Below are 15,335 nucleotides of genomic sequence, written 5' to 3'. Positions count from 1 at the left end.
ATAATGTAACGTTCCCGCGAAATGGCTCACGCACATCCCCATACCCACGACCACGTCCATGGACACGGCCACGACCATGTCGTCCACAGCCATGGTCCGACAACGCCGCATCCGGCGCAGGCGGCGACTTGGTCGATCCTGCGCATGACGGTCGTCGCACGCCTTGCCGCGGCGCTCGCGGTCTGTGCCGGCCTGTGGGCCTTCGTGCTGCTGGCGATGAGGTGAGCGATGCCCGCGCAAGTGCAATTCCGCAACGTCACGCTCGGCTATGACCGCCATCCGGCGGTGCATCATCTGAACGGCGACGTCGCCTCCGGCGCGCTGCTCGCAATGATCGGCCCGAACGGCGCCGGCAAGTCGACGCTCTTGCGAGGCATCACCGGCATCCTGAAGCCGCTCTCCGGTGCGATCGACCTCGGCGGCCTCGACCACAGGGACATCGCCTATCTGCCGCAGTCGGCCGAGATCGACCGCAGTTTCCCGATCTCGGTGTTTGATTTTGTCGGCACCGGCCTGTGGCGCGGCATCGGCCTGTTCGGCGGCATCGGCAAGGACGCGCGCGAGAAGATCCTCGCCGCAATCGCCGCGGTCGGGCTCAACGGGTTCGAGAACCGTCCGATCGGCACGCTCTCCGGCGGCCAGATGCAGCGCATGCTGTTTGCACGGGTGCTGCTACAGAATGCGCGATTGATCGTTCTCGACGAACCCTTCAACGCCATCGACGCCAAGACCACCGCCGACCTGCTGGCATTGGTCAAGCGTTGGCACAGCGAGGGACGCACGGTGCTGGCGGCATTGCACGACCTCGACATGGTGCGCGCCAATTTCCCGGAAACGCTGCTGCTCGCGCGCGGGCCGGTGGCGTGGGGGCCGACCGCCGAAGTGCTGACGCCTGATAATCTCACGGTGGCGATGCGGATGTGCGAAGCCTTCGACGACCGCGCCGCCGCCTGTGCCGTGGACACCTCGCGCGCCGCCTGAAGCCATGCTCACTGACGCGCTGATCGCGCCCTTCACCGAGTTCGAGTTCATGCGCCGCGCGCTTGCCGCCGTGGTCGCGCTCTCGCTCGGCGCCGCGCCGATCGGCGTGTTCCTGATGCTGCGGCGGATGAGCCTGGTCGGCGATGCCATGGCGCATGCGATCCTGCCGGGGGCGGCGATCGGCTTCCTGCTCTCCGGGCTCAATCTGTTCGCGATGACGGTTGGCGGCCTGGCCGCGGGATTTACGGTGGCGCTGCTCGCCGGCCTCGTCGCCCGCAACACGGAGCTGAAGGAGGACGCCTCGCTCGCCACCTTCTACCTGGTCTCGCTGGCGCTCGGCGTCACCATTGTTTCGATCAAGGGCACCAATATCGACCTCCTGCATGTGCTGTTCGGCGACATTCTCGCGATGGACAACCAGACTCTGCTGGTCATCACCTTCAACGCCACCATCACGCTGCTCGTGCTCGCGGTGATCTACCGCCCGCTGGTGATCGAATGCGTCGATCCGGTGTTCCTGCGCACGGTCAGCCGCGCCGGCGCGCCGGCGCATCTGGCGTTCCTGGCGCTGGTCGTGGTCAACCTCGTCAACGGCTTTCATGCGCTCGGCACGTTGCTCGGCGTCGGATTGATGATCCTGCCGGCCGGCATCGCGCGGTTCTGGTCGCGCGACATCACCGGCATGATCTGCATCGCGGTCGCAAGCGCGATCCTTTCGGGCTATGCCGGGCTGGTGTTGTCGTTCCAGACGCGAATTCCCTCAGGCCCCGCGATCATTCTGGTCGCGGCCGGGCTCTATCTGGTCTCGCTCCTGTTCGGCAATGTCGGCGGACTGGTCCGCCAGATGTTCCCCGGCCGGCATCTGGAGGCCTAGCGGCGATGCGACGGTGGTTCTGGCTTGCGCTGCTCGCGCTCGTCACGCTTGTAGGTCCGGCGCGCGCGCAAGAGCGCCTCAACGTGGTCGCCAGCTTCTCGATCCTCGCCGACTTGGTCCGCAACGTTGGAGGCGACAAGGTCAATGTCGCGGCGCTGGTTGGCCCCGAGGGCGATGCCCACGTGTACCGGCCGACGCCGGCGGACGCCAGAAAGGTCGCGGAAGCGAAGCTGCTCTTCATCAACGGGCTCGGGATGGAGGGCTGGCTGCCGCGGCTGGTGCAATCCGCCGGCGGCAAAGCGACCATCATCACCGTGACGGACGGCATTGCGCCGCTCAAGCTCGGCTCGGCGCCCGATCCTCATGCCTGGCAGTCCGTTGCTAATGCAAAGATCTATGTCGCCAATATCCGCGACGCGCTTGTGGCCGCTGCGCCTGCGAACGCCGCCGCCTTCCGCACCAATGCGGAAAGCTATCTGGCAGAGCTCGACGCGCTGGACAGAGAAGCGCGGCAGGCGGTCGCCACCATCCCGGAGGCGCGCCGCAAGGTGATCTCGACCCACCGCGCCTTCGGCTATTTTGCGGCCGCCTACGGTATCGAGTTCATTGCCCCCGTAGGGGTCTCGACCGAATCCGAGCCCAGCGCCCGCGATATCGCAGGGATCATCACCCAGATCAAAAAGGCGAAAATTCCGGCGATTTTTCTCGAAAATGTCAGCGATCCCCGCCTGATCCAGCGGATCGCTGAGGAGACCGGGGCCAGGATCGGCGGGACCCTCTATTCGGACAGTCTCACTGCCGAAAAGGGCGAGGCCCCCACTTACATTGGGGTGGTAAGGCACAATATAAAGGCCTTGACCAGCGCGCTTGGCCACTAGGGCAGGGGCCCTCCCTGCCGGCCCGGGCAGCGCGATCGTTAGTTCCGCCCCCGGAGTCGCCATGCCAGAACCTTCTTCGCAAAAGATCCCTGTGACCGTGCTGACGGGCTATCTCGGCGCCGGCAAGACCACGCTGCTCAACCGCATCCTGTCCGAGAACCACGGCAAGAAATACGCGGTCATCGTCAACGAATTCGGCGAGATCGGCATCGACAACGACCTGATCATCGGGGCCGACGAGGAAGTGTTCGAGATGAACAACGGTTGCATCTGCTGCACCGTTCGCGGCGACCTCGTCCGCATCATGGACGGCCTGATGAAGCGCAAAGGCAAGTTCGACGCCATCATCGTGGAGACCACGGGCCTCGCCGACCCGGCGCCGGTGGCGCAGACCTTCTTCGTCGACGAGGACGTGCAGAAGAACGCCCGGCTCGATGCCGTCGTCACCGTGGCCGATGCCAAATGGCTCAGCGACCGGCTGAAGGATGCGCCCGAGGCCAAGAACCAGATCGCGTTCGCCGACGTCATCGTGCTGAATAAGACCGACCTCGTCTCAAAGCCCGAGCTCGCCGAGGTCGAGGCCCGCATCCGCGGTATCAACCCTTACGCCAAGCTGCATCGGACCGAGCGCTGCAAGGTGGAACTGGCCGACGTGCTGGAGCGGGGCGCCTTCGATCTCGACCGCATCCTCGACATCGAACCGGATTTCCTGGAAGCCGACGATCACGATCATGACCATGATCATCACCACCATGGCCACGACCATCATCACCACCATGATCATGGCCACGGCATGAAGCACTACCACGACGAGGAGATGCAATCGCTGTCGCTGCGCACCGACAAGGCGCTCGACCCCACGAAATTCATGCCGTGGCTGCAGAACCTGGTGGCGACCGAGGGCCAGAAGATCCTGCGCTCCAAGGGCATCCTCGCCTTCGCCGGCGACGACGACCGTTACGTGTTCCAGGGCGTCCACATGATGCTGGAAGGCGACCATCAGCGGAAGTGGAAGGAGGACGAGCCGCGCGAGAGCCGGCTGGTCTTCATCGGCCGCGAATTGCCGGAGCAGGCGATCCGCGACGGCTTTGAGCGCTGCATCGTCTCGTGATGAGCGAGTTCGACCCGGGCGAGGTGCCCTCCATCGCTTCGATGACCGATCAGGTACGGCCAGTGCCGCTCGGCATGGCCGTCACATCAGTGCATTTCCTTGGCGACACCGCCCACTTCATCGGCGCCGAGGAGAATGTCGCCGTCGTCGGCGGGGAGGGCGAAGTCTCGCAGACGCCGGTGCATGGCGGCGCGATCCTCTGCTCCGTCTCGGATGGCGAGCGGATCGTCATGGGCGGTGACGATGGCAAGCTGGTCGCGCTCAATGCTAAAGGCGAGGTCTCGACCTTGGCGACCGACCCGAAGCGGCGCTGGATCGATGCCGTGGCGCTGCATTCCGATGGCGCGGTGGCGTGGTCGGTGGGCAAGACCGCGTTCGTGCGTCCGGCCAAGGGCGAGGAAAAATCCTTCGATGCGCCGTCCACCGTCGGCGGTCTTGCCTTTGCGCCAAAGGGCCTCCGGCTCGCAATCGCCCATTATGGCGGCGCGACGCTGTGGTTTCCCAACATGGCGGCCAAGCCGGAATTCCTGGAATGGGCGGGCTCGCATCACGCCGTCACCTTCAGCCCTGACAACAAATTCCTGGTCACCGCGATGCATGAGCCGGCGCTGCATGGCTGGCGGCTCGCCGACAACAGGCACATGCGGATGAGCGGCTATCCCGGCCGGGTGCGGTCGATGTCGTGGAGCGCCGGCGGCAAGGGGCTTGCTACCTCAGGGGCCGACACCGTCATCATCTGGCCCTTCAACAGCAAGGATGGCCCGATGGGCAAGCAGCCGGCGATGCTGGCGCCGTTGCAGGCGCGCGTCGCGGTCGTCGCCTGCCATCCGAAGGACGACATCCTGGCGGCCGGCTATAGCGACGGCACCGTGCTGATGGTCCGGATGGAGGACGGGGCCGAGATACTGCTCCGTCGCAACCAGGGCGTGCCAGTCGCCGCACTGGCCTGGAACGCCAAAGGTACGCTATTGGCATTCGCGGACGAAGACGGCGACGGAGGTCTGTTGGCGTTTTAATCACCTGTCGTGTCCAAGCCGTATTGAGGGGCTATGCGGTTTCTGACGACCTTCCAACTCGCTGATTTCTTCGACACGCTGATAAGCCTGACCACAGCCTTTGTGCTGGGCACGCTGATCGGCGCCGAGCGGCAATATCGCCAGCGCACCGCGGGCCTGCGCACCAATGTGCTGGTCGCGGTCGGAGCGGCTGCGTTCGTCGATCTTGCGATGCGACTGTCGGGCGCGGACGGCGCCGTGCGGGTGATCGCCTATGTCGTGTCGGGCATCGGCTTTCTCGGCGCCGGTGTCATCATGAAGCAGGGCATGGATGTGCGCGGGCTCAACACGGCGGCGACCTTGTGGACATCAGCCGCGGTCGGCTCTTGCGCCGGCGCCGACATGGAGGCGCAGGCCGCAGCGCTCACCTTCTTCATCCTCGCCGGCAACACGCTGCTGCGGCCGCTGGTGAATGCCATCAACCGCATCCCGCTCGACGAGCAGGCATCGGAGGCGACCTACTATTTCAAGCTCGCGGTCTCCAGCGACGCCTTGCCGGCCATGCGCGACCAATTGGTCGAGAAGCTCGAGGCCGCCAGCTACCCGGTTGCTGATATCGATCTCCAGGAGATCGGTGACGATCTCCTGGAGATCGTGGCGACGCTGGTCAGCACGTCAGTCAATCCCAATGAGCTCAATGCCGTCGCGGTGGACCTGCAGCGTCAGGCCGGCGTCCGCCACGCCACCTGGGAAGTCAACACAGCCGATTAGGGCGTCGAACTGCGCCTGGCTGCGGGGTTGTGTCAGGTGCCTGCACGCTTGGGGCGCGGCGCGATCCACACCCAACCGGCGAGGCCGGCAAGTGCGGCGCAGCTTGCGGGCACCAGCATGATCGTGCTCAGCGCCCGCTCGAATGCGGCTATTGCCCCTGCATGAGCGTCCGCCTGTCCGGACATCACGGCATTCAGGGCCTCGTTGGCTTGCGCGGGCGTTGCTCCGGCAAGATCATGCAAGAAGTTTGCAAAGAACACCACGCCGAGTGCCGCAACCGCGAGCAGGCCGCCAACGCGAGCGACCGCGTTGTTGATGCCCGAAGCAATCCCGGCGTGGGCTTCGCCGGCGGCTGCCATCACAGTCGACGTCAGCGGTGGAACCGTGATCGACATCCCCCCGCCCAGCAGGACCATCGACGGAAATACGCTAATCCAGTAAGGCTGCCTGAGATCGACAAAGGCAAGTATCGTAAATCCGCAGGCTGCGACGATGGGCCCGACAGTGAGCAACAGCCGCGGCCCCCAACGGTCAGCAATGGTCCCGGCGAATGACGCCCCGAATCCCATGATCAGGGCAAAAGGCAGCAACGCTGCGCCGGCCTGGGTCGCCGAGTAGCCGCCGACGCGGATCAGGCCGAACGGCAGATAATAGAGCGCACCTCCGAGCGCGAAGTAGAGCAACAGCGTCAACGCATTCGTTGCTGAAAAATCGCGAGATTGATAGAGCGACAACGGCATCATCGCCCGCTCATGGAGACGGGCTTCAATCACGACGAACGAAGCCAGGAAAGCGGCTCCCACTCCCAGGGCAACCAGCACTGTCTTGTCGCGAAATCCCGACGCCGGAATGGCGCTGAGGGACCATGTCATCGCAGCAAGGCCAATCGCGACTGAGGCGGCGCCGCTCCAGTCGAGTTGCTTCGCCCGGGGATCGCTGCTTTCGCAGCCGAAGCGAAGCGCAAGTCCGGCCGCGGCAATGGCGAGCGGGACATTGAGGAGAAAGATCGCCCGCCACGATACCTGGTCGACCAGCCAGCCGCCCAACATCGGACCGGCCGCCATCATCAGTGCACCTGCGCCCGCCCATATCCCGATTGCCCGGATCCGTTCATCCTTGCCGAAGGTCGCTCCTAACATCGCCAGACTGGCCGGCGTTAACAGCGCGGCGCCAAGACCTTGAACCGCACGGCTGACGATAAGCACCATGATATTCGGTGAGAGCCCGCAGACGATGGAGGCGGCGGTGAAGACCGCGATGCCGATAACAAAAATCCGGCGTCGGCCGTAGAGATCGGCCGCCGAACCTCCGATCAGCACGAGCGCACCAAGCAGCAGCAGGTAGGCGTTGACGATCCACTGTGTCGCAGCCGCATCTGCATTCAGCGCCTGTTGGATTGCGGGTAACGCGATGTTCACGACAGAACCGTCGAGGAGAGCCATGCTGGACCCAATGACGGCTGCGGCCAGCGTCAGCCACTTGCGTCTCTGTGACAGGGCAGCGTCAAAAGCCGGTGTCGCCTCGATGACCCCGGCGTCGCACGGCGGCTGTGTGAATCCAATCATTGGATGCCCGAGTAAGGACATTGGTCCTGGGTTAGGCTGCACCTGTCAGTCGCTGAGGACAAGCGCGATGGGCTCGGGGCGGTAGCAGCGATTGCGTACCACCGGGTCACCCGGCGCAAAAAAAGGAGGGAGCGGCTGGTTGCTCGGCCGCTCTTTTGCCGTGAACACAATCCCCGTCAGGCGGCGCGCTTCATACGCCGGAGACTTGCGCCGTATGGACCTACGGAGCGAGGCGGTCGCTACCTACGAAAAACGTTTCGAGAGTCAGAAAGCGAACCGAAGTCTCGGCGCTGGTCGAGCATAGTCCGGTAGATGGGGGCACGGCGCGACAACTCCGTCCGGTCCGACATCTGGGAAATCCTTCCCGGCTCGTTCGTGGCACGCTCGCTTCGAGAGAGCCGGGATTGCGTATCGAACTGCCGCTGGTTCCAGTCTCGCTTGAAAGGATTACAACCCGTGAATGATGCATACTCGAATGAAATGAATGCCAATCCGACTGCCGGTGCTGACGCGAAACGCGGATTCGACATGCCGCTGTTCGCGATACCGGGAGTGTATCAGAACATCGCCGAGCAAAGCATGCTGCGGGCGAAGGAAAATTGCGAAAAGATGAAGGCCGCTTCTGGCGAGATCGCCGACATCCTCAAGGAGGCCTGCTCAACCAACGCGAAAGGCGCCGCCGACTACGCGGCCAAGTTGATCGAGATCTCGGGCACGAACGCCAGCTCCGCTCTCGAATTTCTCACGCATCTGATGGGGACGAAGTCGCTGCCAGAGATCATCCAGCTATCGGCCACGCATGGCCGCAAGAATTTTGAGGTCACCTCCGCTCAGAACAAGGAACTGTGGGAGCTCACTCAGGAAGTGGCGAAGGAGACTGCCGAGCCTATCAGGAAGAGTCTTGCCAGGGTGCTGCGGACAGGTCCCTAGATCGAACTTCTCTTAAGCACCACCGAGAATCGGCTGGACGAAAAGCGCCTCCCGCGAGAAGAGGCGGAGTCCAGCCGATGGCCCGCGGAATGCTGCTGATGCAGCAACTCGGGACATTGAGGGAGGACCAAGATGGGTATCGTCATGATCAAATGCCCGCAGACGGGACGCGCGATCCCTACGGGCATGAAAGCCGATCGCGAGAAGTTTCGATGCAGTACGGTGTTCTTCGCGCGCACTTATTGCTCGATCTGCCAGACCAACCATGAATGGTTTGCCAAGGAAGCGTGGGTTTACGAGACGGACGAAAGAGTGAGGAGCGTGTGCTAAGGCTGGCCACTAGCTAACCGTTCCTCAACGGTGCCTTGCACGGTGAGCGGCCGCTCCGTGGGCGTGCGCGCGGTGCTGCGCTCCGTTCTCGGCGGTCGGTAGCGGGGCGTGCGTGCGCGGCCTTTCATGCGCTGGCCAGGAGTGACCGCGCGGCGTCATCTCGTTCGTCGAAACGATGCGCTCGATCCTGCTGCGCATGATCTGGTAGCAGTCGCATGCCGCTGCTTCGAGCCGCGGCCTGTCGATTTCGATCGAGCTTCGCCGATTGGACCTGATCGCTCCCGACGCGCGGAGCTTGGATACGACATGGGTCACCGTCGTTCGTCGCACGCCCAGCAACTCCGAAAGCGTCTCCTGCGTCAGCGGCAGCATGTCGCTTTCGGTCCGGTCGTGGATGTGCAGCAGCCAATGGGCCAACCGGGCTTCGACTGAGTGCAGCGCATTGCAAGCCGCAACATGCTGGAGCTGCACTATCAGGGCCCTGTTGAGCCTATTGACGGCGGCCTTGAGCGCGTGGCTGTGCTCGAGCGCCGCATGGAAGCGTGCCGGAGAGAGCTGCAAAGCAGTTCCGGCGATCCGAACCACCATGGTCATCGGCGAGCGGGCCGGCCCGAGCGCCGTGAGGATGTTTACCGCGCCCTCTTTGCCGACGATCGCGGTGGTGACCGTTTGTCCGTTCGGCATGTCCATAACGTGCGCGACCAGCCCGCTGGACGGGAAATAGATCTGTTCAATCAGATCGCCCGATCGCGCCAGGACGGCGTCGCGTTTGAGCGACACGTTCCGGAAATGGGGCGCAAGCAAATCCAGGTCCGCTTGCGGCAGCGCGGCCAGCAGTCGATTTTCAATCCTGGTCTCATGCTCCATCGCGGGAAAGCTCCTTCCCAGAGACGGAGGCGAGGTGCACTTAGTGCCATGCGCACTAACCCACCACGCCGGACCACTAAAAACGGCCGCGCGGGAGAAAGTTCCAATGGGAGCCGCAGCGCCAGGTGGCGGGGTGCGCCACGCCATCTGGAAAGTCAACACAGCCGATGGGGGGCCTCGATCGTCAGCGCTTCTCCGGCGCGACCTTGTAGCCGACGATGCGTGTGTTCCAGACGCAGGGAGTGGCATCATTGGCCCACTGCTGGGTCGCCCACAATGTCTTGCGGTCCACCGGGTCGAGCGCGGTCAGGATGCCGACCGAATTCCCCATCGGGCTCACGTTCCTCTCATTCGGGCAGGTGTAGGGATGCGTGCCCGCGACGATCGTCGTCGGGCCGGTGAACGTGTTGGCCGGATCGTCCTGGCGGCGGGTCCAGAGCAGGACCGACAGGTTTGCGCGCGCGCTTGAGGACGTGCCGACGATGCCCAGGTTCCCTGCATCGTCCACGCCAATCGTGCCAAACTCCAGGTGATTGTCAGGGCTGGCAATCTTTGCCGTCTGGCTGACCACGCAGGCGGCCGGCTGCGAGCAATCGAGGTCCACCCAGATCAGCAAATTGTTGGCATCAGCGCCCTGCGCCCCGCAGGAGTCAGTGCATGGCCCGGACCCGAGGACGCCATACAGGTGCGAGCCGTGCTGGACGACATTCATCAGGCGGTGGCTGGTTGCGGCGCGAAGGGTGACGTCGCTGCCGGCCTGCGGGATCGACATGGTCTGGCCGCAGCACGGCGTGTTGTAGAGCCACTTGTTCTCCTTCGAGCCGATATCGGTCTTGATCACCTGCTGGGCGCCGCCAGCATTGTAGGTGCCGGTGGCGCCATTCCACCTGAAGGTGTTCACGATCCAGTGAAACGAGAAATTGGTCGACCGCTGGCAGGAGTATTGCGCCGCGTGGTCGCAGCTCTTGTTGGCAAAGAACGCCAGAGCCGATGGTGCCTTCGATCGATCGTGGTCAACCGCAGGGACGATGTCGAGCGGCAGCTTGTGGCCACGGTTGATATGGGTTGGCGCTGTGCCTTGCGCGATCGCCTTGATCTCATCCGGCGGTACTGCAAAGCAGTCGTAGGACACGCCCGGCACCGTGCTCGGATTGTCGTCGCCGACGTGGCCTCCGCAGATGTACACACCGTTCTTGTCGTAGCCCAGCTTGATGCCGGGATTGCGGTCGAGGCAGGGGCCGCCCTGCAGGCAGGACAGGTAGGTGCCGCCCCACGAATCCGTCGCGTCGGCGCTGGCGCTCACAAGCGTGCAGTCGTTGGCGCAGGTCACGGTGATGATCCAGCGCTCGATGAACTCGTTGTAGACGACATGCGGCTCGAACGGCCCGCCGCCTTTCGCCGGGTTCGGGTCGAGCCCGGCACCGCGGATCAGTGCGGCCAGCGGCGTGGATTTCAACAGCTTGCCCGTAGTGTCATACACGTTGACGTTCTGCCAGGTGACCTGCACAATCTGCTTGCCGCTCGCGGCAACGTCCATCTCCGCCCGATCACAATGGATCGGCCCCCCGTTCGATTTGCACACCGCCTGACCTGGTCCGCGGTCGCCCTCGAACGAGTTGACGGTCTGCGCGCTCGCGGCTCCCCAATGAGACAGCATTGGCAAGACGATCAGCAGAGCACCAACGGCAAGCTGCCTTCCGGTTCGTCGGTTAGACATGATTTGGTTCAGCCATCGCTAGAAGTTGAAAGTCGTCGAGACCAGATAGGTTCTGGGCGCACCGAGATAGACGTATCTGTTGGTGTTCGCGCCCTGCCAGTAGTTCTTGTCGAACAGGTTCTCGACCTGGAAGCGCACCACCACCGGCTTGTTGTTCCACGGCGCCGTAAAGGTGTAGCGCGCACCGGCGTCGTAGCGTGTCCAGTCCGAGACCAGCAGCGTGTTGGCCTGATCGACGAAGAAGCTGCCGGTATAGATCGCGCGTCCCGTCAGCGTCAGGCCGTGCAGGAACGGCACGTCCCACTCACCGCCGAGATTGAGCTGTGTGTCGGGCACGCCGAAAGTCCGGTAGCCGTCAAACTGCCCGCGCTCGGTCTTGTCCTGACGCGCATCGATGAACATCACGCCGCCCAGCAGCCGCACGCCTGGCGTGACCTCACCGAAGACATTCAGCTCGACGCCACGGTTGCGGCTCTCGCCGGATTGCGTCAGCGTGTTGGTGACGAAATCGACGAGCTGCAGCGGCCGGTTGATGTCGAAGGCGCTGACGGTCGTCGTTATCCGGCCCCAATCGACCTTGGCGCCGACTTCATACTGCCGGGTCCGATAGGGTGGCAGCACCTGGCCGGCATTGGCATACTGAGCGCCGACCACGGTGCCGGCCTCGAGCCCTTCGATGTAGTTGGCATAGATGGAGACGTTCTCCAGCGGCTTGATCACCACCGCATAGGCCGGCGTCGTCGCCGAAGTGTCATAGCCGGACGTCTGCAGCCCGGTCGTCGCACTGAACGAGCGGCTCTCGACATATTGCTGGCGCACGCCCGCGGTGAACTGGACGCGACCGTTTGCCACCGACATGGTGTCGGCAATGCCGAAGCTCGACAGATGCGTATCCGAGATTTTCGGCGGTGCTCCAACCGAGATCAGCGGCGTCGGGCTCGGACGCGGGCTATAGAGATTGGACGTGAAGGCCGTGCCCGTCGTGTTGATGATGCCGACGTCACCTTCGGATCCCGTCGCGTTGAAATTGATCGCGTGATGGATAGGCCCGGTATCCACCGAGGCACGGAAGCCCGCTTGCACCGCCGCCTGGTCGCGGGTCTGGCTGTTCAGTCGTGGCGAACCGTCGAAATTGCCGTTGAGGTTGGTGACCCTGATATCCGAATAAAGATACTTGGTCTCCCCCTTCACCACGCCGGCCTGGGCATAGGCCGTCAGGTTCTCGGTGATGTCGACCTCACCCTGCACGAGGCCGAATTTGCCTTCGCCGTTCCAATAGCCCCAGCTTGGCATGAAGCTCGCGCGTGCATCCGGCGGCACCGGCACGCCGGTCAGCGTCGGACCTAACACCACGAAGCGCGTCATGGCGTCGACGTTGTTCTTCTCGTAACCGACATCCGCGGACAGGCGGACGCGCTCGCCGCGGTAGTCGAGGCCTAGCGCTGCCGTCCCGAGCTCCTGGCTCTGGTTGGCGAGTTCGGTATCGCCGTTGCGATAGCTGCCGTTGAACCGAACGCCGAATTCGCTCGCTTCGCCGAACCGGCGACCGACGTCGAAATGCGTGCCGAACTGCGAGCGCGACGCATAGGTGTTGGTGAGCTGTGCGATCGGATCATCGCCAGCACGCTTGGTGACGAGATTGATGCTGCCGCCGACGCCGCCGCCCGGCGGCATGCCGCTCAGCAGCGCGCCCGGCCCCTTCAGCATCTCGACGCGTTCGATCGCGGCCAGCGACGAGAACGAGAAAGCCGATGCGATGCCGTACAGTCCGTTGATGCCGTAGGCCGAACTCGGCACGTCGAAGCCGCGGATGGACACAAAGTCGAAGCCGTAGGCGCGCGGCACGTTGGAACGGATCGACGGATCGTTGGCGAGCACGTCATCGAGCTTTCGCGCCTGCTGATCCTGGATTGTCTGCGCGGTGTAGCTGGTCTGGTTGAACGGCGTGTCCATCACGTTGCGATTGCCGAGCATGCCGACCTGGCTGCCCGAAGCCACCTGCCCGCCCGCATAGGATGGCGGCAGGCTGCCGATCATGCCGGTCGGCGGTGTCGTCCGCGCACGAGGCTCGACAGGGCGCGGAGCCGCACGCGGCGCAGTTGCGGCATTTTGGCGCGGTGCGACACGACGCGCCGCGCGCGGCGTTGGCGCATGCACCTGCACGGCCGGCAGCTCGTGCGACGTCTGCGCAACGGCTGCGTCCCCGCCATCAATCATCAACGCAAGTGCGCTCGCTGCAGCCAGAAGGGTTTTCTTGTGAAGTGTAGTCCCGCACGTCATCAGATCAGTCGCCCCAAAATCCCCAGCCGACTTCTGTCGGCTACCGAGATCGCGACCTACAGGAGGTCGTGGTGCGGTCACAATGCGGCGGGCTTAGATTCCATCTAGCTTTTCACGCAGATTGAGAAGCGAAAGGCTGCACACAACTCCGCGCACGGCGCGATATGACAACAGCGTTTGCGTCTGACCTTCGACTTTCGTTCGTTCTTTGGAAGCTGCCGTCATCCACGAGAATTCAACTAAACAATCGCCCTTCGATACGTGCAGGCGCGCGTCTCGCTTGGCTACGGCTGCGCTTCCATGCCACCAACGAAGCAGGCATGTACGACGTGGATTTGAACGGAAGAAGCGACTTCCCGCGGTCAGCCTAGCACCTTCTTCTGCAGATAGCTGAAGGCAACGAAGACCAGCACGGCGCCAAGGATCCGGAGCAGATAGAGCATGCCCTGAGGCCATCCATTATAGCGCACATCTTGGTGGTTCTTGTCCAAGTGGATGCCCGGGATCACTGAATCTAGAGCTAACAGGAATGGACTCTTCGGTTGGTAGGAGCCTGCTGCCAGACGAGTGGAGGCGTGCCAGAAGATTCCCCAGCCAAGCAGCACGAATCCGGCGATCCACAAGAAACCCACTTCCGGATGGAAGCCGTAATCGGCGACAAGCCATGTGAAAGTGAGGCCAAGAAAATCCACCGACGCTATATCCGCCCAGTGCCAGTCTTGGTTGTTCTTGGCAATCAGGATCTTGTCGGAGTTGTGGGTTTCGCCGCGTTGTGCGTACGACTTGGCGATCAGCGTATACGGCTCCAGGTCGGGACGACCGTGAGTGCGGATTCCGGCGTATGCATCCATGGCGCGGACGACCGGCATCGGGTCCGGACCGAAATAGGCATTGGCGAAGATGAACTGGTCGAGCTTGATCTGCCGAGGCGATGCGCCCGTAGGGTTGGCCTGAAAGGCGAAGACCCCGTGGTCCACGGACTCGGTGATGCTCAGCTCTGGCTTATCGAGGTCCCTGAAGCGGTTCCAGTCAGGATGGAGGATGAACAGGTCGCCGACTTTCACGCGCTTCAAGTCGATGGCGTCGTAGGACCCTTCCAGGATCGATACCCGGTCCTCGATCCGGGCCGTATGAATCGTCAGTGCTCCATCTGGCTTCTCTGCCTCCAATGACTGCGGATCGGGATCCACATGGTCCGCTCCGACCTTCTTCGCGGTAACCGATACCTTGTTCAGGAGGAAATGCTTGGCCGCTACCAATTGCATCTTGATGCTTGCCAAGTGGGAGTTCTCCAGCCTGAGATCGCCATCAAGGGTCGTATTCTGGATTACGAACCTCTCGACGTAAGCGTTTTGTATATCCAGCGATTTCAGCGCCGCGGTGTCGATAGCAAGTCGGTCGGTACTGAACCCGAACAACCTGAGCGGTACATTCCACGTGTGATGCCTCAATTCCGGATCGCCGAAAATCATCGCCAGAAATTTGCTGCTGAGCGTTCGCGATTCGTCGGTGGCCAGCTTCTCGGGGTTCTTGTTGTTTTCCGTTCGAAGAGCTTCAAGCTTCTGCCGGTACACTGCATCGCGCTTCGGTGAATCCTTGCCCTCCCTTTTGTCCGCGTAGTCGTTCGCTTCCTTCTCGTCGAAATCGACATTGAGATGCCGGCAGATTTGTTGCCATGCCCACACCTCAGGGTCCGACCAGGTGTCGGAAGCCTTCTTCTCGCACTTTTTTGCGTCGACAATGAAGACGGCGGTTGCCGCCGGGTCTTCCGATGACGTGCCGTTAGGCTGATCCGCGGGTTTGAGGGGTGCCTGGGCGGCACACGTGGCAGAGGCCGAGATCAGGCAGATGCTGCAGCAGCCGACAAAAGCAACAAGCGATCCCTGCTTACGCCAACGCTGTATCCATTCCAAACAAGCTGTGCTTTGCATGGCCGTGCCCTCCGGCATCGGATGGATCATCGTCAAACTAACAGGAAACTCCCACGAGCAATGTGAGCAGCTTCACATCGTTCGCGGGTGTTCAGTGCGGACTGG

The 15,335-nt window shown here is 63.0% G+C and carries 14 protein-coding genes; 9 read left to right on the top strand and 5 right to left on the bottom strand.

Translation table 11 applies throughout. The annotated features are described in order from the left end of the window. Positions 1-21: 21 nt before the first annotated feature. The 7 genes from ACZIRK_RS21380 (at position 22) to ACZIRK_RS21350 (ending at position 5,610) form a co-directional block, all read left to right on the top strand. Positions 22-225 carry a hypothetical protein gene (locus tag ACZIRK_RS21380; RefSeq protein WP_130229403.1) on the top strand — a complete coding sequence of 68 codons (204 nt, stop codon included), beginning with the start codon at positions 22-24 and terminating at the stop codon, positions 223-225. Positions 226-228: 3 nt separating this feature from the next. Beyond that, a complete protein-coding gene (locus ACZIRK_RS21375; RefSeq protein ID WP_130229404.1) occupies positions 229-981 on the top strand; it encodes a metal ABC transporter ATP-binding protein in 753 nt (250 codons plus the stop codon). Between the two features lie 4 nt (positions 982-985). Next, positions 986-1,855: a metal ABC transporter permease gene (locus ACZIRK_RS21370; protein WP_130229405.1), complete on the top strand. Its 870-nt coding sequence runs from the start codon at positions 986-988 to the stop codon at positions 1,853-1,855. A 5-nt stretch (positions 1,856-1,860) separates the two neighbouring features. Next, on the top strand, positions 1,861-2,733 hold the full coding sequence (locus ACZIRK_RS21365) for a metal ABC transporter substrate-binding protein (RefSeq protein ID WP_130229406.1): 873 nt from the start codon (positions 1,861-1,863) through the stop codon (positions 2,731-2,733). A 61-nt stretch (positions 2,734-2,794) separates the two neighbouring features. Then, on the top strand, positions 2,795-3,844 hold the full coding sequence (locus tag ACZIRK_RS21360) for a CobW family GTP-binding protein (protein WP_130229407.1): 1,050 nt from the start codon (positions 2,795-2,797) through the stop codon (positions 3,842-3,844). Then, positions 3,844-4,860, top strand: coding sequence for a WD40 repeat domain-containing protein (locus ACZIRK_RS21355; RefSeq protein ID WP_463328070.1), 1,017 nt, complete (start codon positions 3,844-3,846; stop codon positions 4,858-4,860). The genes ACZIRK_RS21360 and ACZIRK_RS21355 overlap by 1 nt, the downstream gene beginning before the upstream one ends. Before the next feature lie 33 nt (positions 4,861-4,893). Then, positions 4,894-5,610, top strand: coding sequence for an MgtC/SapB family protein (locus tag ACZIRK_RS21350; protein ID WP_130229408.1), 717 nt, complete (start codon positions 4,894-4,896; stop codon positions 5,608-5,610). A gap of 32 nt (positions 5,611-5,642) precedes the next feature. Here ACZIRK_RS21350 and ACZIRK_RS21345 read toward each other — a convergent pair whose 3' ends face one another. Then, complete coding sequence (locus tag ACZIRK_RS21345; protein WP_130229409.1) at positions 5,643-7,175, bottom strand: MFS transporter; 1,533 nt, start codon at positions 7,173-7,175, stop codon at positions 5,643-5,645. Between the two features lie 312 nt (positions 7,176-7,487). On the opposite strand from ACZIRK_RS21345, the gene ACZIRK_RS21340 reads away from it, so the two are divergent. Both ACZIRK_RS21340 and ACZIRK_RS21335 read left to right on the top strand, forming a co-directional pair. Then, complete coding sequence (locus ACZIRK_RS21340; protein WP_245475035.1) at positions 7,488-8,105, top strand: phasin; 618 nt, start codon at positions 7,488-7,490, stop codon at positions 8,103-8,105. A 132-nt stretch (positions 8,106-8,237) separates the two neighbouring features. Next, positions 8,238-8,435: a hypothetical protein gene (locus ACZIRK_RS21335; RefSeq protein WP_028163005.1), complete on the top strand. Its 198-nt coding sequence runs from the start codon at positions 8,238-8,240 to the stop codon at positions 8,433-8,435. 24 nt (positions 8,436-8,459) lie between these two features. On the opposite strand, the gene ACZIRK_RS21330 is transcribed toward ACZIRK_RS21335, so the two are convergent. From ACZIRK_RS21330 to ACZIRK_RS21315, 4 genes are all read right to left on the bottom strand, one after another. Continuing rightward, positions 8,460-9,302 carry a Crp/Fnr family transcriptional regulator gene (locus ACZIRK_RS21330; protein WP_130229410.1) on the bottom strand — a complete coding sequence of 281 codons (843 nt, stop codon included), beginning with the start codon at positions 9,300-9,302 and terminating at the stop codon, positions 8,460-8,462. A gap of 184 nt (positions 9,303-9,486) precedes the next feature. After that, a complete protein-coding gene (locus ACZIRK_RS21325) occupies positions 9,487-11,019 on the bottom strand; it encodes a hypothetical protein (RefSeq protein ID WP_130229411.1) in 1,533 nt (510 codons plus the stop codon). A gap of 18 nt (positions 11,020-11,037) precedes the next feature. Beyond that, positions 11,038-13,299 (bottom strand): TonB-dependent receptor, encoded by a 2,262-nt coding sequence (locus tag ACZIRK_RS21320; RefSeq protein ID WP_130229412.1) that lies wholly within the window; start codon positions 13,297-13,299, stop codon positions 11,038-11,040. Positions 13,300-13,661: 362 nt separating this feature from the next. Further along, positions 13,662-15,266, bottom strand: coding sequence for a hypothetical protein (locus tag ACZIRK_RS21315; protein ID WP_463328069.1), 1,605 nt, complete (start codon positions 15,264-15,266; stop codon positions 13,662-13,664). Positions 15,267-15,335: the final 69 nt, after the last annotated feature.

Source organism: Bradyrhizobium sp. Leo114 (genome assembly GCF_055229415.2).
This window is presented reverse-complemented; position numbering and strand designations above follow the sequence as displayed.